Source organism: Spartinivicinus poritis, assembly GCF_028858535.1.
Classification (GTDB): Bacteria; Pseudomonadota; Gammaproteobacteria; order Pseudomonadales; family Zooshikellaceae; genus Spartinivicinus; species Spartinivicinus poritis.
On the sequence record NZ_JAPMOU010000032.1, the window covers coordinates 22,552 to 45,872 of the forward strand.

At 36.9% G+C, this 23,321-nt stretch carries 17 protein-coding genes; 9 read left to right on the plus strand and 8 right to left on the minus strand.

What is annotated here, in order from left to right; translation table 11 throughout:
* Positions 1-36 precede the first annotated feature (36 nt).
* Both ORQ98_RS20185 and ORQ98_RS20190 read right to left on the minus strand, forming a co-directional pair.
* On the minus strand, positions 37-1,437 hold the full coding sequence (locus ORQ98_RS20185; protein ID WP_274690628.1) for an aldehyde dehydrogenase family protein: 1,401 nt from the start codon (positions 1,435-1,437) through the stop codon (positions 37-39).
* Positions 1,434-3,095 (minus strand): acetolactate synthase large subunit, encoded by a 1,662-nt coding sequence (locus ORQ98_RS20190; RefSeq protein ID WP_274690629.1) that lies wholly within the window; start codon positions 3,093-3,095, stop codon positions 1,434-1,436. Before ORQ98_RS20190 ends, ORQ98_RS20185 begins: the two co-directional genes overlap by 4 nt.
* A gap of 381 nt (positions 3,096-3,476) precedes the next feature.
* Between ORQ98_RS20190 and ORQ98_RS20195 the strand changes: the two genes are divergently transcribed.
* Positions 3,477-3,863, plus strand: coding sequence for a Ref family recombination enhancement nuclease (locus tag ORQ98_RS20195; protein WP_274690630.1), 387 nt, complete (start codon positions 3,477-3,479; stop codon positions 3,861-3,863).
* Positions 3,864-4,088: 225 nt separating this feature from the next.
* Here ORQ98_RS20195 and ORQ98_RS20200 read toward each other — a convergent pair whose 3' ends face one another.
* The gene (locus ORQ98_RS20200) at positions 4,089-4,868 is read right to left on the minus strand and encodes a substrate-binding periplasmic protein (RefSeq protein ID WP_274690631.1); all 780 of its coding nucleotides are present in this window, start codon (positions 4,866-4,868) and stop codon (positions 4,089-4,091) included.
* A gap of 241 nt (positions 4,869-5,109) precedes the next feature.
* On the opposite strand from ORQ98_RS20200, the gene ORQ98_RS20205 reads away from it, so the two are divergent.
* The 4 genes from ORQ98_RS20205 to ORQ98_RS20220 all read left to right on the plus strand — a co-directional run bounded on the left by ORQ98_RS20205 (position 5,110) and on the right by ORQ98_RS20220 (position 8,922).
* A complete protein-coding gene (locus tag ORQ98_RS20205; RefSeq protein WP_274690632.1) occupies positions 5,110-5,931 on the plus strand; it encodes a substrate-binding periplasmic protein in 822 nt (273 codons plus the stop codon).
* Between the two features lie 148 nt (positions 5,932-6,079).
* Positions 6,080-7,033: an ABC transporter substrate-binding protein gene (locus ORQ98_RS20210; RefSeq protein WP_274690633.1), complete on the plus strand. Its 954-nt coding sequence runs from the start codon at positions 6,080-6,082 to the stop codon at positions 7,031-7,033.
* A 10-nt stretch (positions 7,034-7,043) separates the two neighbouring features.
* Entirely contained in the window at positions 7,044-8,024 is a 981-nt protein-coding gene (locus ORQ98_RS20215; protein ID WP_274690634.1) for an ABC transporter substrate-binding protein, read from the plus strand.
* A gap of 139 nt (positions 8,025-8,163) precedes the next feature.
* A complete protein-coding gene (locus ORQ98_RS20220; protein WP_274690635.1) occupies positions 8,164-8,922 on the plus strand; it encodes a substrate-binding periplasmic protein in 759 nt (252 codons plus the stop codon).
* Between the two features lie 143 nt (positions 8,923-9,065).
* Here the strand turns inward: ORQ98_RS20220 and ORQ98_RS20225 are convergent, their stop codons facing one another.
* Positions 9,066-9,773 (minus strand): autoinducer binding domain-containing protein, encoded by a 708-nt coding sequence (locus tag ORQ98_RS20225; protein WP_274690636.1) that lies wholly within the window; start codon positions 9,771-9,773, stop codon positions 9,066-9,068.
* A gap of 520 nt (positions 9,774-10,293) precedes the next feature.
* On the opposite strand from ORQ98_RS20225, the gene ORQ98_RS20230 reads away from it, so the two are divergent.
* Positions 10,294-10,707, plus strand: a complete 414-nt coding sequence (locus ORQ98_RS20230; RefSeq protein ID WP_274690637.1) for a hypothetical protein — start codon at positions 10,294-10,296, stop codon at positions 10,705-10,707.
* Between the two features lie 191 nt (positions 10,708-10,898).
* Here ORQ98_RS20230 and ORQ98_RS20235 read toward each other — a convergent pair whose 3' ends face one another.
* Genes ORQ98_RS20235 through ORQ98_RS20245 form a run of 3 tightly spaced genes read right to left on the minus strand, consistent with a single transcriptional unit; the run spans position 10,899 to position 13,912 of the window.
* Positions 10,899-11,252, minus strand: a complete 354-nt coding sequence (locus tag ORQ98_RS20235) for a DUF2784 family protein (protein WP_274690638.1) — start codon at positions 11,250-11,252, stop codon at positions 10,899-10,901.
* Positions 11,249-12,430: a DegT/DnrJ/EryC1/StrS family aminotransferase gene (locus tag ORQ98_RS20240; protein ID WP_274690639.1), complete on the minus strand. Its 1,182-nt coding sequence runs from the start codon at positions 12,428-12,430 to the stop codon at positions 11,249-11,251. Before ORQ98_RS20240 ends, ORQ98_RS20235 begins: the two co-directional genes overlap by 4 nt.
* A 21-nt stretch (positions 12,431-12,451) precedes the next feature.
* Positions 12,452-13,912: an FAD-dependent oxidoreductase gene (locus ORQ98_RS20245; RefSeq protein WP_274690640.1), complete on the minus strand. Its 1,461-nt coding sequence runs from the start codon at positions 13,910-13,912 to the stop codon at positions 12,452-12,454.
* 326 nt (positions 13,913-14,238) lie between these two features.
* Here ORQ98_RS20245 and ORQ98_RS20250 point away from each other — a divergent pair, with 326 nt between their 5' ends.
* Together ORQ98_RS20250 and ORQ98_RS20255 are read left to right on the plus strand one after the other, a co-directional pair.
* The gene (locus ORQ98_RS20250; protein WP_274690641.1) at positions 14,239-14,754 is read left to right on the plus strand and encodes a DUF2975 domain-containing protein; all 516 of its coding nucleotides are present in this window, start codon (positions 14,239-14,241) and stop codon (positions 14,752-14,754) included.
* A 19-nt stretch (positions 14,755-14,773) separates the two neighbouring features.
* Positions 14,774-14,998, plus strand: coding sequence for a helix-turn-helix domain-containing protein (locus ORQ98_RS20255; protein ID WP_274690642.1), 225 nt, complete (start codon positions 14,774-14,776; stop codon positions 14,996-14,998).
* A 50-nt stretch (positions 14,999-15,048) separates the two neighbouring features.
* Here the strand turns inward: ORQ98_RS20255 and ORQ98_RS20260 are convergent, their stop codons facing one another.
* Positions 15,049-21,795, minus strand: a complete 6,747-nt coding sequence (locus tag ORQ98_RS20260) for a calcium-binding protein (RefSeq protein ID WP_274690643.1) — start codon at positions 21,793-21,795, stop codon at positions 15,049-15,051.
* A 729-nt stretch (positions 21,796-22,524) separates the two neighbouring features.
* On the opposite strand from ORQ98_RS20260, the gene ORQ98_RS20265 reads away from it, so the two are divergent.
* Entirely contained in the window at positions 22,525-23,088 is a 564-nt protein-coding gene (locus tag ORQ98_RS20265; RefSeq protein WP_274690644.1) for a hypothetical protein, read from the plus strand.
* The last annotated feature ends 233 nt before the right edge of the window (positions 23,089-23,321 follow it).

Sequence of the window (23,321 nt, forward strand, 5' to 3'; positions counted from 1 at the left end):
CTAAAGCATTAGGATACCTCTAATGACTATTATTTTTTACAAACTTAATACAAACATTTTCTCTTGGGTCATATCATGCATCGTATAGCCAATACCTCCTGTACCTAAGCCAGAATGACGGCGGCCAGCAAAGGGCATCCAGTCTACTCTAAATGCCGTATGATCATTCAACATAACTGCCGAAGCATCTAGCTGCTGCATGACTTTCATACTTTGCTGTAAATCGCTACTAAATACAGCCGCTTGAAAAGCCACATTTAAACTATTTGCCCGCTGAACAGCCTTATCAATGGTTTGATAGCTATAAACACAGACCACAGGTCCAAATACCTCTAGTGTCGATACTTTCGCTTGCTCGGGCGGATCTAATAGTACAGTTGGCGTATAGCAACCGTTAGCTAGTTTTTTTCCACCTGTAACGAGCCTTGCTCCCTGCTGCACCGCTTCTTGCACCCATTCATCAATCCGATCAACTTCTCGTGGCAGAATTAATGGGCCTACGTCAGTATCAGCCTGAGTAGGGTCACCTACTACTAATTGTTCTGCTGCTTTCGCCAGTTTACCTACAATATCCTCTGCCATTGCTTTAGGCACAAAAACCCGCTGAACCGATACGCAAACTTGCCCAGCATGATAAAAGCCACCTTTAGTAAGATTAGGTATCATTGCTTCAATATCAGCGGTGTTATCCACAATAACTGGTGCAACTCCCCCATGCTCTAATGCACAGCGCACACCTGGTGCCAACTGGCTGCGTAATTGCCAACCCACTCTGGCAGAACCAATAAAACTAAAAAAACCAAGTCGACTATCAGTAACCAGTTGCGTTGCTACTGTATTGTCACAAATACAAACCTGACACCAGCCATCCGGTAAACCTGCCTTTGCCAGCAGCTCAGCAACTTTAAGACAAGACAGTGGAGTTGTTGACGCTGGTTTAACAATAACAGGGCAACCTGCCGCTACTGCGGGTATTACTTGGTGAATAATTAAATTTAGCGGGTGGTTAAATGCACTAACAGCCACAACAACCCCAATTGGCTCACGATAACTAAAAGCCAATTTGTTTGCTGCCGCTGGCGTAAGCCCCATGGGTATTTCACTACCATTCAAATGGGCTAAAGCCTCAATAGTTTTTTCCACACCATCAACAGCTCGCTCACTTTCAACACGAGCATCTTTTAACGGTTTGCCACCCTCTCTAGCAATAGTCATTGCTAGTGCTTCAACTTGCTCGCTCATTAAGCTCGTCAGCTTTTTCAAAATGGCAATTCGCTCATGTTTGGCCAGCCAGGCATCACGTCTCTTAAATAAACTTTCTGCAATGCCAAGCATTCGCTCAGCATCATCTGCCGTATGCATGGCCAGTGTTGCAAGGTGCGCTTGCCCATAAGCGGTCAACACTTCAAGTTGCGTATTAGGTTGACTTTTACTCATAACATACAAACCTTTGCCTGAAGTTCATCAATAAGTACTCGTTTATTTTCTGAGTAATCCACAGGCACATCAACTAAATGCACACCACCTGTGACAAATGCTTTCTCAAAAGTCGCCACCAGCTCTTCCGTATTATCAACTCGGTGTCCAGTGGCACCATAACTATTAGCATATTGCACAAAATCTGGGTTATTAAATTCTAACCCCCAGTCTTCAAAGCCAGCTTGTCCTTGCTTCCAACGAATCATGCCATAACTGCTGTCATTAAGTACCGTTACTACCAGATTAAGCCCAAGCCTCACAGCCGTTTCTAACTCCTGGCTATTCATCATAAAACCACCATCACCACAAATAGCCATCACCCGTCGTTCAGGGTACTGCATTGCTGCCATCATCGCTGAAGGTAGCCCTGCCCCCATAGTGGCCAGTGCATTATCTAGTAATACAGTATTCGGATAGTGAGCTTTATAATTGCGAGCATACCAAATTTTATAAATACCATTGTCCAACGCAATGATATCTTTATCCCCCATTACTTTCCGGGTATCTGCCACCAGACGTTGGGGAATAATTGGAAAACGGTCATCATCAGCATCTTCTAAGGTATGTTTATCAACCCCAGTTTTAATTTTTTCAAAATAACTAAAGTCAGCTTCTACTTTCCCTAAGGCTGCTTTAAGGCGGCTAATTGAAGCCGCTAAATCACCGATCACTTCTACTTGAGGGAAATAAACCTGGTCAACTTGAGCCGACTTATAATTTATATGAATGACTTGCTTACCACCTGACTCCATGAAAAATGGGGGTTTTTCAACAACATCATGGCCTATATTAATCACTAAATCAGACCGATCAATCGCACAGTGTAAATAATCATTATCTGATAAAGCAGCCGTGCCAATAAATAATTCAGAGCGCTCGTCTATTACCCCTTTACCCATTTGCGTATTAAAAAATGGAATACGTGTTGTATGGACAAAATCACACAAAGCCGGTCTTACTTCTTTTCGGTTAGCGCCTGCCCCCACTAATACCAATGGTCGTTTTGCTTGCTTTATTAATGTAACAGCCTCTTCAATAGCAGAATCACTGGCTACAGCATAATGCCTTGAATGTGGCTCAATAATAGCAGCATTAGTGTCTTCTGCAGCAATATCTTCAGGCAGTTCCAATAACACTGCTCCAGGACGTTCCTCTTCAGCTAACCGAAATGCTTCACGTACTAATGAAGGAATAGTATTACCATGCACTATTTGCTTCGACATTTTACAAATAGGCTCAAATAGACCAACCACATCAATAATCTGAAACTGCCCTTGCTTGGATTTTTTGATAGGCTTTTGCCCAGTAATCATAATTAATGGAAATGCTCCTAAGTGAGCATAAGCGGCGGGTGTTGCAAAGTTAGTTGCACCAGGCCCTAAAGTAGCCATACAAACGCCTGCCTTACCTGTTAAACGCCCATAGGTTGCAGCCATAAAAGCAGCCCCCTGCTCATGACGGGTTAATACTAACTTAATGGATGAATTTCTTAGTGACTCAACCATATCCAGGTTTTCTTCACCTGGCACAGCAAAAATATGAGTAACCCCTTCAGCTTCTAACGCTTTAACCAATAAGTCTGATGCTTTAGTACAAAGTTGTTTATGATCTGACATAGCTTCACTTCCATTATTGATGAGTGAACTCATTTTTTAGAATGACTGGCTGCTTTATTACTTATTGCTCAGCCGCAGCAGGATACAGCTCATCCATGTTATTATAACAAACAGCTATAAGTAGTTATATCCCTCTTACTTATATGACTATACCTTAACTCTTATAATACTGATCAAACAATACAACAACTGACTAGTTATTTAACACTTTCAATTGGCCACCTGAGTAATTTATTGAAAATCATAAATTATTTTTTTGGCATTAAGGTTGCGTAAATTATTTACAGGTCAACCATAGTCAATGATTAGCAAGTTTGATAACTAATAGCATTACTATAGTAATAATATAAGCTAACAAATAGCTAACGACAGGAGCATTATATGTTAATAAGAACATCATTAGTCAATAAGGAGCAAAAAAGCTTTCATCAATCACTTATTGAATACGTAGGCTGTATCGCTTGTCGACAGGCTGGTTTATTTGCTAACTGGGCGACAATTCATCATATAAGAAACAGTACTAGCTCAAATGGTCATTGGTATGTACTACCACTATGTTCTGGTCATCATAAACATGGGGAAGGCCATGACAGCCTTAAGTGGTATGCAGTGCATCCATTTAGAGATAATTTTGAAAAACGTTATGGCACACAACATGAGCTGTATATTCAAAGCCTATCAATACTTGACCGCTTTGGAGTACCACTACCACATGGGCTGCAACAATGGATAAATAAAATCACCCATAAGCAAACAGCTAAAAGCTAACATAGTCTCTAGCCTTATATGAAGAGATTTTATTATTGAAATGGACTAAGCCACAGATCATCTGGATCTAGGCTGGCAATAGAGAGCTCTCGATTTAAATAACCTTCTAATGCAACTATATCATCATCCCCCAAATTATCTTTTGATTTCCTTGGGGGATAAGTAAATTCAGTTACACTGTGAGTAATAGGAGAATTACAGAATGTTAAACTAACAAAAAATCAACTATTCTGTATATTTTTTAATTATTTTATCAACTTCACCATTTGATTTCATTTCTTCTAGATTTTTATGATACTCTTCTTTAAATTTTTCTAAATAAGAAAACGCATCACCTTTTTTAGTAAAGCCCAGGTAGCCATATTCACCACTTATGGTTGCACCTCTAACAATGCCCGAGCCTTTATATTTTCCTTTCTGTTTTAGCTGATTTAACTCCCACTCAATAGATAAGGCATCGTTTATATAGCAGTCAATTCTGCCATTAATTAACTTAAGCAGATTTTTATCATTACCTTTAGCCTCACTAAGCTTAATTAAGCCATCCTGAACAGCTCTATCAAATACAGCTCCCCCTACTGCAAAACCAGAGTTACTACCTATTCTCAAGCCGTAGTAGTCTTCAGGCCATTTTGGACGTGATTTCGACAGAATTTTCTCATCACAATAAGCAGCAGATTCTTCTGCTAATATTGGTGCTGTGTAGTCCATATAAGGTCTGTCTTCTCGTTTATAAGGAGGATATAACGCAAAACCTTCTCCTGCCTCCATAGATTTCAAGCCACGCTTCCAAGGAACCCCTTCTATTTTTATATTAAAATCAGGCATCTTAGCAAAAATGGCGGATAGTACATCAGTATAAATACCCGTCATTTTACCATCTTTCTTATATGAGTAAGGAGGGTAAGCCTCATCAGCCATTACTTTCACCGACTGCGCTGCATATAAGGTTGATGAAAATAGCAAAGGAAAACCTATGCTTAATGCTAGAAGGAACTTACGCATAATTACTCCTTACTCATTTATAAGTAATTTAGTCATAAGTATATCTGTATATCTATCACTCCAAAGTTAGATTGCTAGATAATTTTGTGCTAACAGACAATTCAGATATTTCACGGTATCACAGTAATTTAACTCTAAATAGAGCAAGACTAACTTTACACTTATAACGAGCCATCAAATTTATTAATAAAAAAAGCAACAGGTCAAATTTTCAATTAAATTAATCAACTTGTATAAAACTATGTATATACTACATAAAAATGCTTTCAATCAATTAAAGCTAATGCATACATTAATCTCTTCTATAATTATTTCCTTATTAGTTGTTAGCAACAATGTAAAAGCAGATGCTATTAATAAAGAAGTATCTGTGACTGGTAGCCCATGGGAGCCATTTTATGGAGAGCAATTGCCTGATTATGGGTTAGTTTCAAAAATAGTTGTTGAAGCATATAAGCGATCTGGCTATAGGGTTAAGTTTCACTTTCTTACCTGGGCCAGATGTTTACTTGAAGTAGAATTCGGAAGAATAGATGCCACTCCAATAGCTTATTACACAGAAGAACGTGCAAGAAAGTACTTTTATTCTAGGCCATTTATGGATAGCCCAGTTGTTTTTTTTAAGCATGTTAATAGTGATATTAGTTGGCGCTCTTTACGTGACTTGCAATCCTATAGAATAGGAACTGGCATAGGTATTGTCTATTCACCCACTTTTGATAAGGCAGACTTTCTTGATAAAGTTGCAATTCCAGAAGATACTGTTAATTTACAAAAAATTGTACTACAAAGAGTTGACTTAGCACCTTTGGACAAATACGTTGGTATTTATTACATTAACAAAATATACCCTCACTTAAAGCCACAACTTGAGTATATGTCCCCTCCTTTATATGTCCATAAGCTGTATGTTATGTTCAGCCGTAAAGTGCCAGGTATTAAACAAAAAATCAAAGCCTTCAATGATGGTTACCAAGCTATTCTAGACGATGGAACCTACCAATCAATTTTAAAAGAGTATACAACCATCCAACTTGATACCCCTAAAAGTCAAAAAGACTAAATGGCACCTCTAATTATAAAATAATCTTTCACAATATCTTTTATATTACAAATTAGGATAACAAAAATAACCACACATTCTATGCTGTATTTAATAGCTCAGGTGCCCGGTTCAGTTTATGTATCGAGTAATATCAGGCCTACTACTAATGCAAGTATTGCTTTGCATTCAGCCTTTTGCAGATAAACGAGACTTATTGATAATAGAAAGTTACCATTCAGGCTATCAGTGGAGTAAAGACTATGTTGAAGCAATATCAAATAGCCTAAGTGAATTTACTGTCCAGCATTTTCAAATGGATACGAAAAGACTTTCCCCTATTATGTATCCATCAAGGGCCGATAAAGCCTGGAAGGTGATACAAGCAATAGATCCCCTTTTAATATTCCTTGGCGATGACAATGCTCTTGAATATTTATCTCATAGATTAAGTACGAGCAAATATCCAGTTGTTTACTTAGGAGTAAATTCTAACCCAAGAAATACTGGTATTTATAAATATAAAAATATTACAGGAGTACTTGAGCGACCACTATTTAAACGCTCACTTCTCAATGCAAAAAAGATATACCCTAAATTAACTAAAGCATTAATACTGTTTGATAATAGTACTACTTCACACCATACGATAAAAGATTTTTTCCAAAACAAGTCCATTCAGAAAATTGGCAATATTGATACCCATCTTTTTATTTCTAATAATCTAGATTCATGGAAAAAAGCAGTGTCAATGGCCAAGCAGGACGGTTATCAAGCAATATGGTCAGGACTTTACTTTACCCTTCATGATAAAAATGGCCTACATATTAAAGGTTCAGAAGTTATCAACTGGCTATCGACAAATACACCACTACCTTTATTTGCTTTTTGGGACTTTTCAGTAGGTAAAAATAAAGCAATTGGTGGTTTAGTTATGACAGGAAAGTCTCAAGGTCTAGCAGCGGCCAAGATAGCAAAGAAAATTTTAAATGGGACCAAACCTGAAAATATCCTACCCCAAATCCCCCCAAAGGGGGAGTTTATTTATAGTAAAAGTCAGTTAGCTAAATGGAAAATAACATTGCCAGATAGCATCAGGCTAAATACCACCTTTATTGAATAGGAGTTGTATAATGAAATCGAAGTTATTATCCATATTGATACTTTCCATCACTCTTAACGTTGTTGATGCCGCTGAAAAAGATCTACTTATCATTGAAAGCTATCATGCAGAGTATCCTTGGGACGCTAGTTATGTTAATGGTATCAATAAGGCTTTTGAAGATAGTGGTTATAAAATACACCGCTTTCAAATGGATACTAAAAGAGTGCCAAAAACTGAATATCAAAAAAAAGCTGATGAGGCCTGGCAATTCTATCAAGGCATTCAACCAAAGCTTGTTTTCCTTGGTGATGATAATGCTTTAAAGTTTTTAGCTGATAAATTAGGAGCCACAAAAACTCCTGTTGTTTATTTAGGAATTAACTCTAACCCTAGAAGGATGAAGCTCAGTAATAACATAACCGGGGTATTGGAAAGGCCATTATTTAAAAAATCAGTTGTAGAAATTAAAAAAATAATGCCTAAAGCTAAAAAAATACTAATCTTATTTGATAGCGGTAACACATCAAAACATGCTGTTGAAGAAGCCTTTAAAGGAAAAACTTCTTTGAAAATAGCCGGCGTTCAATTAGAGTTAAAGCAGATTAGTAAAAAAGATTTATGGGAATCTACCGTGCATGCGTCAAAGAATGACGGTTTTGATTCAATAATCATTGGCCTATATCATACCTTAGTTGATGATAAAAATAATAGTGTCAATGCAGAAACTTTAATCAATTGGACATCTAAAAATACCCCTATTCCCTTATTTGCATTTTGGAGTTTTACTGTTGGCCCAGATAAAGCTATTGGCGGTTTAGTCCTAGAAGGTTATAGCCAAGGTGAAAAAGCAGCAGAAATTGCAAAACGCATTCTGAACGGTGATAGCCCCTCAAATATTCGTCCGGCTATTGGTGAAAAAGGTAAGTTTTTATTTAGTAAAAAACTTCTTGAAAAGTGGAGTTTAACCTTACCTAATGATATTAACTCTAAGGCTGAGTATATTGATTGATATACCTTTCCTTTTAGGCTTTGTTATCTTCATTGAACACCACGGATGGTGTGAATGCAGATTTCAATAAGCTCTTGGGAAGTCATCAGTTGATAGACTCGCCTAACTGCCCTGTAATAAAACGTTAGGTTAAAGTACAATGGTTCGACTAATCTCATTAATTATACTATTTTTATATTGGCCTTTTTCTCTTGCAGAAACCAAAGTGCTCTATGCTGATTATCGGCATAGGCCACCAGAAATGGTCAGAGTAGAAGATTCTGATACTTTTTTTGGTCCATTACGCGATATTCTTGAGGATGCAGCTCATCGCATTGGTTATACAGTGATATGGCGCTTTGCCCCATTCCCAAGAAGTCTTGATGATTTAAAAAAAGGAAGAATTGATATAATACCAAGAACAATTAAAACAAAGGAACGTGAAGCTTATGTTGCTTATTTAGGCCCTATCGGTTACCAACAAAAGAACATTTCTTTTCTTGTCAAAAAAGGTCAAGAAAATCAAATAAACTCATATGAAGACCTATACCGATATAGAATAGGGGTAAAAAGAAAAACTGCTTACTTTCCTAAATTTGATAGAGACAAAAGAATACAAAAAACACTATCACTTGATGACAAAAATATGGCTGAAATGATTTCAAAAAATCGTTTTTCAGTCATGATTGTATTAGATACATCGTCAATAGAATCAGCCCTTAATAAAATAGGTTTTACACAATACTCATATGCAAATTACAAGTATGAGCAGAAAATTGGAAATTATTATGGAATGTCAAAAAAATCATCTAATGCAAGTGCATACCAAACTCTCAATGAAGCTATTATAAAAATGGTTGAGAATGGACGTGTCAATGATTACTATAAAAAATATAATATTACTCCTCCACTTCACTAGTTTTAGTATTTGTTCCCAACTACTTCTCCTTTTCAAGAATACACTTTACACCCTTGCTTTGTTATCCTCACTGGACATTCAAGGATTGTATACATACAATTTATGACTGTTATAAATCTATCCTTACAGAAATATACTTGTTTTTAAATAATACCCTGTTTTATTGCCAACATTACTGCTTCTGTTCTATTTGAAGCATTTAGGGTTTTAAGTAGTTCACAGACAATATCTGTCACAGTATAGTGTGACAGTTTCATAAAATTAGCAATTTCTTTATTTGTATAGCCATGAGACAAATAATGTAAGCAATCTTTCTGTCGTTTACTTAACTTAGGTAAATCAAAAAATTCTACAGCAAAACTATCAAGCAACTTCCATTGAACAGTTTGAGTTAAGCCAACCAGAGTGAGTATCGATTTTGATAACAAATGTCTAAAATCTTTATCTTTTCCGTCATAACAAACACTTAATACACTCCGATTATTATTAGCAACTACTGGAATAGATAAACCATTTTTCAACCCAAAGCTCTCTGCTTCATTAATAATTTTTCTTGCTATACCAGTTGCATGAGGCCTCTCATAGGCATCTTTCCAAACAATAGGTGTAATAGACTTAAAGCAGTGCTGAGCAGGTGCATCTTTATATATGTAATCTTTTTTTTCAAACCTCTGCATCCACTCATCAGGAAAGTTAGTTATTACACCCGCTCCAGGATTTGTTAAATTCCCAAAGAGTAACAATGGAAACCCATATTGCTCTAGCTCTTTAAACAACCATTTTTCAATATCAGAATACTCACTGATAGCAGATACTTCATCAAACCATGATAGTGGGTGCACTTCACTCATAGATTCACTCTTTATTAATGATCAGTTTGAGCAAATGGATAATTGTCTGTATAAATTTTATAACACTTAACTGCTTCTTGGTCCTAGACAAAAGTATATACCAGTAGCTTCTTATTAAATTTTTGTGGAGATTATACTGACTTTATATAACACTTATAACACAAAAGCCATATCAACAGTAAGCACTAATAAAGTTGAATCAGAATCCCTACTAGATACAAGTTTATTGAATTCGTCAACCCACAGATATGGGTTTTTCTTTTTAGAAACTTCACTACACTTCCAAATCAAAGGCTGAAGTGAAATAGCATTTCAAGTAGTACTAAGATACAAACTCACATTAGCTTTCACATATTGTCGAAATTAATTAACTATTACATTTTTAGCTCATAATAATTTAGCTAAAAATATATACTTAATCTAATTAAAACATCAGTAATGTTAGAGCAGTTTTCTTAAGCCTTTTATTGAAAATACTTAAATACAACTAAAGCAGTTGAACTTAATAGGAGAAAGTAACATGAAAAAATTATCCCTTTTCTTTACAGCTATAACTTTATCTTTAGCAACAGCTCAAAGTGTAAATGCTAGCTCTTTATATGAAGAAGGTATTTCTTCTGAAAGCCTGATTGAAGTTAATGCAGATAATAATTTTAACACACCAACACCAACTGGACGTTACTTTGTATTATCGCATGTTGCTTTTCAAGGCAAACCGGATAAACGTTTTGGTTGGCCAACTTATGTTGGAAGTTTTGATGATGCTATTCGTTTAGCTCGCCAACATAATATCGTTGCTTTTCATTATTATGTTAATGGTGATAGTAGTGCTACTGGTGCTATGTATCCTTTTTATTCAATTACTGGCTATGAAGCTCGTGAAGGAAATCGCCAAACTGTTGGTGTTGTCATGGAGCGCAAAACAGTTCATTGATAGTGAGGCAGGATTATTGTTGAGTTAATACCAAACTATACTTGTTTCGATTCATTTTTAGGTATTCGCAAAGCAGTTAAAGCCCCCTTCGCTAATGATAAAGTTCATTCTCGAAGGGGATACTTAATCATCATTACTACAAATTGATAGTTCATTATCAATTAGAAAGTTCTGTATATAGACTATTAATATTAACTCATAAAAAAACATATAGATAAAACAAAAGCACTAAAAAAACAAACTTGTGTAACAATATCAGCTTTTTTTGAATTTGCAGCTTTACCTGTTATTTTTTCCACTAAATAAATAATGTACCCATCTCTATCTTCAATCCCCATTGTTTTCCAAATTTTCTTTTGTAACTCAGTGACTAAACACATTCCTGGTTTTTTTACTAAAAGACCTACTCCAAACCATGAGAAAATAATTAAGCCACAAAGCACTAAGTGATATGGCCTAGTTACTGCAAATAACCAGCCAGTCATTGAAAAAATAATAATGGCTATATGAAGTGTATGTAAAGCCCAGTTATAAACTTTGTTCATTTAATCGCCACTTCAAAAGTTTCTATATATTGATCTAAGATCCCATTATCACTACCACAAAAATTAGGCAACTTGATCAATCGCTGATTTTCCATAGCCGTTTTAGCAAAATCACTATTAATTACTCTTTCAATTTCGCCACAACCTTCAGGATATCGACCTATTTCTTTATATTTACCTTCAGTAAAAAATGGTTGTTCATGAAGTAATGGATATCGAGGTCTTGATACATGACACCCCATTGCTTGCAATTTTTCTAACAAACCATCAGGTTCAACCTCTCTATAACGAATAATAAATTCAAAGTATACTCTTTGAATGTTTTCAGCGGGAATAAAACAGTAAAATCCTAAAGCTTCTAATTTTTCCGATAAATATAGGTGATTACGTTGACGTTGTTGATTGTTTTCTTTTAATTTTTTTAACTGATTAAGTCCTATTGCTGCTGATAATGGTGCAATACGTGTTTTTATTCCAAAGCTAGTTGCAGCAAACCGGCGTTGTGCTGTTTCCAACTCTATTATTCTTGTAATATCACCAAGACAAATAGCCTTTTCATATATATCATAATCATCTGTCAACAACATGCCTCCTTCTCCTGCTGGTGCTAGTTTTTCCCCCTGAAGACTCATAACGGAGACATCCCCTAATGCACCACATGCAACTCCATTCCAACTCGCACCATGAGCATGAGAAGCATCTTCAATTATCTTAAGATTATGTTGTTCAGCAACTGATTTGATTTCTTTAATTTTACAAGGTAGCCCCCAAAGGTGTACCACAACAACAGCCTTTGTTCTTGGTCCAATTTTTTTCAACATATCCTTTGGATCAATCCCTAGTGTTTCTGATTCGCTTTCACAGAAAACGGGAACTAGCCCAAACCAAATCATAGGCAATACTGAAGCCCAAAAAGTAGCGGTAGGCACTAATACTTCATCTCCCGGTTGTAATCCAAGGCTATGAAAAGCAGCCATCAACCCTGCAGTACCATTATTATGTGCCAATGCATAATTTCTACCTATATAGTTTTTATAGCCATCTTCCAAATCTTGAATAATCTTAGCTGTAGTAATATTCCCTTCTCGTAAAACGCCTAAAACCGCATCTTCATCACTTTGATCAAGAAGAGGCCAACGGGTAATAGGTGTATGCTGTTTAGTAACAATTTTCTTCATGGTTTGCTCCTTAGGGCACCGTTATACAGAATCTAGTAATTTATCGTATTCTTGATGTATTTTATTTTTATAATTAGTTAAAGCTATTTCAGCATTTTCTTTTTCAATAATTTTACTAATATGCTCAATACTGCTTAGGTTTGCATCAGCGATTCCCATACCACCTCTATGGACCCACTGTGAAATATTACTACGCCTTCTCAAAAAATCTTCTAGCGTTAAGCAATATTCATTATCCATACTCCATTGCGGTGTTGGTGCGTGGTTTTCATCAAGATTAAATTCAAAATCTCTTTCTTCTGGTTTTTGCCGGATAGGTTGCCCTAGAGCCTTCACAACGTATTGGTAAACCTCTTTACCCATTTGTTCGCAGGATGTAAGTTTTCCTCCATAAATACTTATATAAGAGCACTCTTTCGCATGATAAACCATATGTTTTCTTGAAAGAGATAAAGGATAGTGATTTCCTTGATAGCTTTTTTTAACCGCCAAAGGCCTAATACCGCATCGTAAAGACACAATATCACCTGCATCATAATTCATCGAAAGGTTCTGATTAGCTTGAGCTAATAAAAAACGTACATCCTCAGTCGTTGCTTGGAAGCCTCCGGACAAACCATCCATTGCTGTTTCTGTTGGCCCCCATAATGATACCGGCCCCCAAGGGTGAAATGTTTGACTATCTCCATGTTGCCCCATTTCAAACACCAAGCAGTCTTGGTGATTTATAGGGCGTTTAAAAGCTAGGTATACCCCTTTACTGAAAACATGTTTATACGGGGACTGTATTGCTACTAAGTCGTCAATCTTTTCAGCCCAAACACCACCCGCATTAATCAGCAATTTGCTTTTCACTTGAATTTCATTGCCACTATGCTCGTCGAATAGATTTAAGTACCAACATCCATCTTTTCTGCTTGCCCCCTGTAAACTACAATAATTTAGTGCACAACAATTTATACTGCGGTATTTAGCTATTCTGTCAAGCACAAATCGACTGTCGGATACATCCAAGCCTGCCTCTTCATAAACAAGTGATTCTTTAAAACGTCTTTCATTAATGATTTTTTGCTCAGGAAAACATGACTCTGAATAGGGACGTTTTCGTCGAGCAAGACTCATTAGCCAGTATAAATAAAGCCCGGAATGGGCAAAGCGCTTACTTCTTCCACCTTCTACAAGAGGGAGGTATCGAAACTTTCTTGTACCAACCTTAGTATTTACTCCATTTATCAACTTATCTCGTGATTTTGAAAATTTGATGACTGACTGAAAATCATAATTTTTTAAATAAAGAAGACCACCCCAGACCATCATTCCTGAAGCTTGGCTAGTACCACTTGAAAAATCACCTTTATCAATTATCAGTACTCGATATCCGTTTCTGGCTAACTGCTCATAAATTCCAGCACCACTGATGCCACCTCCAACAACAACTGCATCAAATATTTCTGCCATATTGTCTAAAGTTACTTCTCTCATTAATACTGCCACAATTAATCAACTCTAAAAAATAAATCTCTTTACGTTTAAATTTAACCGATACTTTAATGAGCCATATTTCATTACGCTACTAAAAAATGCCAAGTATTGAAATGTAATACCTTAAGATACTCAATGAATGAGAGTCATTACGCCTGCAAGAAACATATAGTTTAACCACTAGACCAGCTACCTATGGACAACACACCAGTCAGGATAAAAACTGTCACCAACTCCTTGACAGATCACTCTTTAAACTTTCATAATAAAATCAAGTATTATTTTAATTTATCAAGTAATAGGCTAACTATATAAAGGTAGGCTTTATGGAAAAGATTGCTACAATCTCAAGGCGCTGTCGGATACTTTTCACTATCCTTGGTGTTGCAGCTATTATTTGCACCATTGCTATGTGGCTGTTTATGAGCCCTAATCTCGCCACACTGTTAGGCATCTCAGAGCCAGTCACGATTACCCCTCTCACGAAAGCATTAGGGCTGGTTATTACTCTGCTACCACTAAGTATTATTTTCTATGGGTTGTGTCAGCTGATAAAGCTTTTTAGGCATTATGAACGAGGAGAAATCTTTACATTATTAAACGCAATCATCTTGCGTAAGATTGGCTTTTTATTCTACTTATGGATTGCATGCCAAGTTATATATTCAACACTATTTACCTTAGTTTTAACCTTTCAAAACGCACCAGGTCAAAAGATCCTTCAAATAACTGTAGGTTCAGATAGTATTTTACCCTTTATTGTTGGCAGCATTATCATCTTGATTTCATGGGTATTAGTCGAAGCTCAGAAAGTTTCTGATGAACACGCATTAATTCCATAATCTCAATTGGGTAAATAGTATGGAAGAAGTCAATATAAAGCTTGATGTAATGCTTGCTTTGAGAAAAATGCGTTTAAAAACACTAGCAAAACTAACGGGGCTTTCTGAGCAAAATTTGTCACTGATAAAAACAGGTAAAGCAAAAGGGATTCGTTTTTCTACACTTTATCTAATTTGTAAACACCTTAACTGTCAACCAGGCGACTTAATAGAGTGTAATTTCAATACAACAAGTGAGAACTAAACCATGAGTTAAATAAACACTGGCTATGCCAGTGTTTATTTATCATATAATCAAATATGTGGAAGCGCGATATTCATACCATTATTAACTAAGTTATTATTAGTAGTTAAACTATTACCAGCTCCATCTGTCGACATTTGACTGGCTGTTTGAATCAACAAGTCAATATTCAGCTGGTGATCAGTGCCCGATGCATCTTGTATCGTTACCTCCTCTGCTTTCAACTCATTAGCATTAGCTAGCACCACTGCTTGCTCTTCAGAAGCAGTATTAAATAGTGACAGTTTACCATCCTGATATAGCACTTTTAGCTTTTGCCACGCTAATCCTTGCCAATGAATTCTTAGTCCACTACCTGCATTATGCGTTAAATGTACTATTGAAGTATTGCCTTGAATAGATAATACATTACGGCCAGCGCCTAAATTAGCCTGAGTAACCTCATTGTTCTGACCAACAATCAGCATATCATCACCATCCCCTGTGCTGACTCGATGGACTGACTGATGATGACTGATTAACTCTCCAGTTCCTTCAGCCCATGTATATTGGTTTGTATTAAGGTTTATTTGGTAGTTAGTTGTCTTATTATGCCTTAAATCCAACTCGGTAAGCGATAACACGCCCTGTACATTTAATACTCCGTATTGATGGCCAAGTGCCTTATTCTTATTATCATAAAAAGCGAATGATAAAAGCTTTGCTATATCCGGTTGATAAGCACCACCAAATACGATTTCAGTTCCCTGATAACTTGCACTGATTTGTCCCGAGTTATTTTGTGCACTAAATCCTTTAAAGCCAGCATTTAGCTCTACAGTATCTCGCAGATTATCTTTTGCTTTGCTTTGAATCCCTTCTCTATGTGTCGAGTTATATGGGGTTAGCACTACTTTGTTTTGGTTAGCACCAATAATATAAGTATCTCTACCAGCATCACCTGAAAGCAGCCCCCCATCAGCACCGGCAATTAAAATATCATTTCCATCGCCACCAGATAACTGATCATAGCCAGCACCACCATCAATCACATTATCTAGTTCATTACCAAAAATAGTATCATCTGCTTTAGAACCTATGACATTCAACAACTTTTTAGATAGTAAACTCACCATGCTAAAAGGAGTTGATTCGTTGGCACTTAAAACACGGATACGACGTTTATCCAGCTCAATTTTATGCACACCAGCATCAGGCGTTTTCAACACCATCGTATCAAACTCAACGTTATTGCCACTTTCTGTTGCGACATAAGCATTGCCAAGCAAATCTCTAAACTGTAAATGCTGGTAAAGTTCAGACTTATAATAGTTATCTAGCTTTAAAACATCTACTCGCTCAGGCTGATTACTTTCTAATTGCGCTAATACAGTCTTGTAATCATCTGAATGGAGCAAGTCCCAATGAGAGCTGCTTTTACTTAATGCATTAGTTAATTGACTATGCAAATTGCTGTCACTTTGTCGCAAGCCAAATGTTTGTACCAATGAGTCTAACTTCTCACTGGTAAATTCACCTTTACTAGAAAATATTTTTTTAGCCAAACGTAAGCTATTTAACCAGCCTCTGCTTACCGATAACATTAAATGGTCACTTTCACGATAACCAGATAAATCACCAAAATTACTGATCAGCTGATCAACTGCTGCCTTATTACTGGCTTTACCCCATGCATATCTTATTGCTTCATCACGTGTTGCATGAGCGTTTTCAGCCAAATATTCAAGCTGAATACGATATGCTCTTAACCCTTGATCACTATAATTATTAATCGTATCCAAGTCATCTGACTCTAGCCAATCATCTGCAGTAACTGTATAGCTATCAGCCCCTTCACTACCTTCCAAATAATCGCTACCTGCACCACCCACTAAGTGATCATCTCCATAGGAGCCATTTAAATTGTCGTTTCCTTCTGCACCCTGCAAAAAGTTTGATTTTCTATCACCAAAAATTTCATCATTCTTTTCACTACCAATAATATTTTCAACATTATCAATTAAAAACGTATGCTTCCGACCATCCCGCATTTCAATGGTTGCTTTATTATCATGATGGGAAGTAGGCTCTAAATTAACTTTTACTCCATTTTGCCCATACATAGAACGGAATGACACCGTATCAATCCCAGCCCCACCATCGATTCTAACCGTATCATTGACATCTAAATGTGGGAACGCATCCGGTGAGCGAATTTCAAAGGTATCTGCTTTATTACCACCAAAATATCGACGTCCAAAGTTACCCTGGTTATGGCCAATCAAAAATATATTTCTTCGATTAGCATCACCTCTGGCCCAATCAAAACCTTTGCCTAGCTGAATTAAGGTAACACCATTTTCTTCATCATAACTATCCAGTTTTTTCACTTCTGCAGCTTTAGCTTCTTGACGGAACATCCAGCCACTATCCACTTCACCTGGATTTTTTCGTTTATACTCTCTTAATTCTGCAGGGGTTAAATTGTAATAGTCATATCCTTCACTGACCCCACCTATTTTTCCATAAGCAGTAAATACCTTTGGTGAACTATAAACCAACTTGTCTACACCTAATCTAGCGTATGCTTCCAGGCGTTGTTGCTGGGCAGCTTCCCATTGGCGTGTACCGATATTGGTTGCCGCTTTATTTGCAATACGGGTCGGGACAGGAAAACCAAAAAATACTGCGGCACCTGCCAGGTCTAAATCAGAACCACTGATTCCAGCTTCTGACAACTGTTGTCTGACCTTAACAGCATTATAAATACCTTGAGCAATACCAATAGCCAGACCTATCGCTGCACCTATAGGACCTGCTGCTGCAGTTATTAAAGAAGCAATCCCTGTAGCAACCGCAACGACAACCCCTGCCACAGCAAAAGAGCCATTAATAATATGGTCAACTTTTTCCACATGCGTTTTTGCATTACCAGCCGCTTTAAAGCTATCGACTGCAGCCCAAATACCTAAACCAGCTCCAACAAAGTTTGTAGCCGCCCCTAGCTTACCTGCAACACTGGCCAATCGACTCGAAACAGCTTGTACACGGGTACTGTTGGCTAATACATCTAATGCTATATCTAAATTATCCGTTAAAGTATCAGCTAAACTTTGTACCCCTTGCTTAATTTCGCCTTTAGCAAATGCATCAGCGGTCTGGTAAATATTCCCCGGTAAGCGACTTAAACTCATCAGGGTGTTCACACCATTTAATGTCTTAGCTAATTTATTAAGGCGAGTATTCGGCGCCTGTTGAGTACCAAACAAGCGTTGTTGCCTGGCATTTAACTCATCTATTGCTTGGGTAGTTTTACTTAAATTTCGATCCAGCTCTGTTAATAACGGCAATTGTTGGTCAAGTAGCACAACAGCTTCAGCACGTTGGCGCAGTATTTTAGCTTTATTGCTAGCACCTTGTGGCAGCAAATCCGGTTGTGCATCTAACCAACGATGTATACGAGCTAATGCACTATGGGCATTATCCCCCGACAAGTTGTTTAGCCAACGGTCTACTTGATTAGCATCTAACTGCATTGAAGAGTCTAACTGGTTGAGTGTAATTAACTGATCAACATCAAGCTTTTGGCCTTGCAGAGTTACCCCAGTTAACCACAGCTCAGCTCGACTGATTTTTTGATCACCTAATGTTAATAACCCTTTATCACGATCAGCTCTTACTAATAAATCAAGATCAGTGGTATAACCTCGGCTTAATTGTGTTAATTGTCGGTTAGTTAATTCATTGTTAGTACCCATTGATGCCAGCTGCCAATGCTGTTGTTTTAACTTTAATTGATTTAAGTGCTCTACAGTGCTTTTTATAGAGTTTATTTCTAATACTTCACCACTCATTGGATCATAGAGGTGAATACCTGCTTCATCTCCAATGTGTATGGCGAATAATCGTTCACCTACTTGTAGCTGGATATTCTGAACACCTTGCGCTTTAGCCTGTTGTAATTTCTGTCTAAGTAACTTAGCGCCTTGACCACTGGCTATTGTATTTAAATCACTATTTGGCAAACCATTAACAAGCTCAGCAAAAGAGTTCGCTTGTAAATTAGCGGTATCAGGTTGTAGCCAACGTATATAACCTAACGCCAACTGATTTCGTGCATAACTTGTCGCAGCAGACACTCCCTTTTGGTTAAGTAGCTGAATAAAACCTAAAATTAATTTATTATCTTCTACGCCTAGCGCCTTATTCAGTGCTTGATTTTTTACTTCAGCAGTCGTTGGTTTTGGCAGTAAAGAATTTCCCTTTAAAACACGGCTGATATTATTAATTGCGAACCCACCAAGCCCTTTGATCCGATCTATAGGTGCCTCAGCCCACGATCTTTCCCCTGTATAAGCCAAGCTTTTCCAGTTACTCTGATGTGCAGCCCACCATGGTGTTAATTGCTCAGAAAGAAATTGATTAAGAATACTCTTTGCATCAGTAAATGCCTGCTCACTATCAGGATGATCACTCACCCGCTTCATAGCTTGGTTAAAATCTGATTCAAGCTTTTCAGCTTTTGAGCGGGCTTCATCAGTTTTAGCAATATCTTTCAGTTCATTCAGCCAGTGCTGGGCTTCTTTAAATACTGCAGATTGATCGTCTTCAGATGCTCCAACAGAAGCACCTAAATTGCGAAATAAGTCTTTGAGGCCACCGTTATGTTTATCAAGAAATTCAACCCACTCTCCATTTAACTCTTTATTACGAGCAAACCGATTATGCCGTGTCATCACATAACTAAGGGTATTAGCATGAATCTTCTCACCCAATACTCGAGTATCAGAATATGAAGCTCCTAGCTTAAAACCAATATTGCCTCCAACACCGACAGGAAAACTTGAGCCTCCGCTCAGCGAAGCGGATTTGGTAAATAAATATCGAGTGAGCTGGTGATGGTATTGATTATCACCATAAGCCTGTTGATAAGATGGTTTAAACAAACGATCTGAACGACGTATCGCTCCTGAGCCTGAGAGCTCAATATTATTTTGGAAAAAGTCACTCACCTCTCCCTTGAAAGTATCAGCGTCTATTAGCCCTGGATAATTATCCACCAATTTAGCTGTAACTGTATCCATCAAGCCAGTAATATCACCAACACTACCATTACCCTGCAGTTTTAAATCAATATCAATGTAGTCGCCATCACGCAACCTGCTAGGATGCACACGGTTACGTTTTAATACTGTTATTTCAGCTGAAACAGGCCCTACTGCAACAGTAAAAGATGCTTTGGTATCTGCAATACTGAGCCTGATTAATTGCCTAAATGAAGCTATATCTTCCAATTGTTGACGGGAATGCTGAATAGGTGGTGCTTCAAGCTGTAATGCCAGCTTTTCCATTACCTCCGTGATAGCCTTAGATTCTGTGTCAGAAGACGCTGCTTGCCAGGCTTCATGACCAAATAATGCAAATGAAGCATACATAGCTCTTAACAGCTCATGCCGACCATTAACTCCCCACTTCTTTTCAAGATTGTGCTTCACTTGCTGTTGGCTTTGATCGCCGCCATCATACTTTTGCACTGCCGTAATATAATCAGAAAAATCCTGTCGTAAAGTATCTATTGCGGCGACAGCTCTTTCATAAACGGGTGTTGTGGCACTGTTTCGATTCAGTAAATTATGCCCATGAGCTAATAAATTAGCTGGCAATTCTTTAATACGCTCAGCATTCTCTTTAACCACTCGCCAAAAGTGGGTAGGTACAAACTCATAGATTTCTGTTTGAGTTTTCGATATTTTAAATCCAGCTGATGCAGATAAATTAGTATCTGCGATACCAACTGCTGCAGAAGCATCCACACTACCTGAATTGCTATTAATATAACCGCGCAAAGTTTCAGGTAACTGTGGTGGTGCTGCTGTTACCTTAGCATTAATGCCTAACTGACTTGCAAGCAATTCATTTAATTGATGCTGATTATTAACAGCTTTCTGTAATTGCTTATGGTATAGCTTTAATTCAGAACCTGCATTACCTGGGAAATGGTTTGATAAAAATCGAGAAACAGCCCGCCAAGAAAATTTACGTGCAGCTTGTTTTATCTCGTAGTCACTGCGTTTTAATGTGGTCAAGTTATGCGCTTCCATATTCACATAAGCTTTCACATTATTATACTCTTCAAAAGTCAATCTAGAGTGGGAACCCTTTAACCTTGCACCCAGTTTAGCAATACCAGCTTTAAGCCCTGCATTTAATCCACCTGCCAGTGTTTTTATTTTAGTACGAAAGAACAAACCCTCATCATCTGCATCTAAAATATCTTGATATTCACCACCCACACTCCCTTGCAGATCAGCACCATAAATGTTTGCACCACCTTTAATTTCTACTTTAATAGACTTTACTTTTGAAGCCCCAACTTCACCTAGTGGTTTTAACTCATCATAAATTTTACTTTCAATGTCTGATCTAGCACGAGACAACCAGTCGGCAAACACATGATCTGCAAGCAAATTGGTTAATTTTTTAAGCTGTTTATTATCAGTATGTTTAGCAATGTAAGCTAATTGCTTTGAAATTCTAGCAGTTTCAGCAATAGATAATATACTGTTTTCGCCATCTGTTCTAAGCCGGTTATCAATGGTTACTTTAACTTGTTCTAAAGTATCAATAGCACGCTCATAACCTTTCTCAGCCTTAGTTTTTTCTTCACTATTAGATGATGCTGTTTGTAATAAGGTTCGTAATTGGCCAGATAAACTAGTAAGAATTGTATTTAAATCACTTGCAGACGTTTGATGCTTTTGATTACTTAAATTTAAAGCAGTATCAGCAACTGCATTATCAGTAGGATTAGGTGTCATTGAAAATGCTCTTTTTATTCAGGCAAAGAAAACACAGACGTTATTGGCATACCCAACGCTTTAAATTCATTTACAAAGGGTATATGCAAAAAAACTAAAACTATTAACCAATCTGTTGTTAGAGTGGCACATGGCCATTCAAGCTGAACAAGAAACAAGCAACATTATCAATACTAACTACGGTACTAATAGTAAACAATGTTAAGACTCCAGTGATTATAGTTATATATATACCCTACACTTTAAGTAAATACCCTCTTTGTGGGGTATATGAGTTAGGGTAAAGTAAGGTCTGAAGTTAGTGTAATGTATTTAACAAAAAACTTTTTTTTACATTTGGTCGAAAAAATTTATATTTTGCATTAATGTGATGCAATTAAAACAAAATGTTGACGACATACCACCGTTTACTTACATACCCTTTACAATTTGATATTTTATTGGCATTAGATTAGCGCAAAATAATTAAGAAATGGATAATTTATAATAACTAAATATTACCTATAAATGTATATATAAAGTCATACCGATCATAATGTAGTAGATTTATATTAGAAAACACTAAAATTAATATATCACTTTATCTCAAACAGTAAATGAGAATTATTTTCGATATTTAATTATATCTTCTGCGTCTTAGCTGGAGTTCAACTATATTTGTATCTTTAGCTAAGATGAACATCAAAAATAATAAATTAAATAATTTTAAATTTATTACAGGTTTAATAAATGAAAAACAAACACAATGTTATTGGTTTTATAATATTTACCGCTATTTTTATTACAGGATGTACCAACCTACAGCCAGCTACTAAAAATACAAGCAACTTTAATGACATCAACTGTGTTGGTGAAGTAACTAATCCACCTCAAGGTATGGTTGAAACTAATGACGAACAACTTTTAAACAGTGCATTAGGAGCCAGTGGTGAAGGAAAGTTATGCAAAGGAAAAGTTTTTGTGGCTACTGAGCCAGTAAAAGTTTATCGAGTATGGAATAGTGATAAAGACTTTACCTTGTATGGCAGTTGGTGGTCTTTTGATCAACCAGAAGGCCCCAGACAACAATATCAAGAAGAGAATGTTATTTGTCCATCCTGGAGCAAGCTTGACCGTATGAGTGCCTGCACATTAAAAATAGGAACCAAGCTAGTGGTTGGCCCAGGCCAAAGCGCTAAATGCAAAGATATGACTTACCCACAGTCAGCAGTTAACCAGGTTTTTATCCCCAATGATTCACGCAATAATGTGTTGTATGTGGATAATTGTACTAATGGTAATGCCTGGCCTTAATTTACTTTAGCTAAAAAGCGAAGTGACTACGTGTACACCAGAAGCTATGTAATTAAACCCAGATCAGTATAGCATCTAGAGCCAGCTTATTCGTCTGTAAGCAGTTACTTTAAACTAAATGCTTCTTTTTCCATAAAAATACCGATAATGTATTACTAGAAATCAGCGCGTTATAGTTTGTATATTAGTGATAGTTTTATTATCCTTCCCCACCCTAAAATACCTTTAAAAAG

Coding starts and splice junctions, on each gene's coding strand:
- ORQ98_RS20185 (WP_274690628.1), bottom strand. CDS start 1,437: ATGAGTAAAAGTCAACCTAATACGCAACTTGAAGTGTTGACCGCTTAT.
- ORQ98_RS20190 (WP_274690629.1), bottom strand. CDS start 3,095: ATGTCAGATCATAAACAACTTTGTACTAAAGCATCAGACTTATTGGTT.
- ORQ98_RS20195 (WP_274690630.1), top strand. CDS start 3,477: ATGTTAATAAGAACATCATTAGTCAATAAGGAGCAAAAAAGCTTTCAT.
- ORQ98_RS20200 (WP_274690631.1), bottom strand. CDS start 4,868: ATGCGTAAGTTCCTTCTAGCATTAAGCATAGGTTTTCCTTTGCTATTT.
- ORQ98_RS20205 (WP_274690632.1), top strand. CDS start 5,110: ATGTATATACTACATAAAAATGCTTTCAATCAATTAAAGCTAATGCAT.
- ORQ98_RS20210 (WP_274690633.1), top strand. CDS start 6,080: ATGCAAGTATTGCTTTGCATTCAGCCTTTTGCAGATAAACGAGACTTA.
- ORQ98_RS20215 (WP_274690634.1), top strand. CDS start 7,044: ATGAAATCGAAGTTATTATCCATATTGATACTTTCCATCACTCTTAAC.
- ORQ98_RS20220 (WP_274690635.1), top strand. CDS start 8,164: ATGGTTCGACTAATCTCATTAATTATACTATTTTTATATTGGCCTTTT.
- ORQ98_RS20225 (WP_274690636.1), bottom strand. CDS start 9,773: ATGAGTGAAGTGCACCCACTATCATGGTTTGATGAAGTATCTGCTATC.
- ORQ98_RS20230 (WP_274690637.1), top strand. CDS start 10,294: ATGAAAAAATTATCCCTTTTCTTTACAGCTATAACTTTATCTTTAGCA.
- ORQ98_RS20235 (WP_274690638.1), bottom strand. CDS start 11,252: ATGAACAAAGTTTATAACTGGGCTTTACATACACTTCATATAGCCATT.
- ORQ98_RS20240 (WP_274690639.1), bottom strand. CDS start 12,430: ATGAAGAAAATTGTTACTAAACAGCATACACCTATTACCCGTTGGCCT.
- ORQ98_RS20245 (WP_274690640.1), bottom strand. CDS start 13,912: ATGAGAGAAGTAACTTTAGACAATATGGCAGAAATATTTGATGCAGTT.
- ORQ98_RS20250 (WP_274690641.1), top strand. CDS start 14,239: ATGGAAAAGATTGCTACAATCTCAAGGCGCTGTCGGATACTTTTCACT.
- ORQ98_RS20255 (WP_274690642.1), top strand. CDS start 14,774: ATGGAAGAAGTCAATATAAAGCTTGATGTAATGCTTGCTTTGAGAAAA.
- ORQ98_RS20260 (WP_274690643.1), bottom strand. CDS start 21,795: ATGACACCTAATCCTACTGATAATGCAGTTGCTGATACTGCTTTAAAT.
- ORQ98_RS20265 (WP_274690644.1), top strand. CDS start 22,525: ATGAAAAACAAACACAATGTTATTGGTTTTATAATATTTACCGCTATT.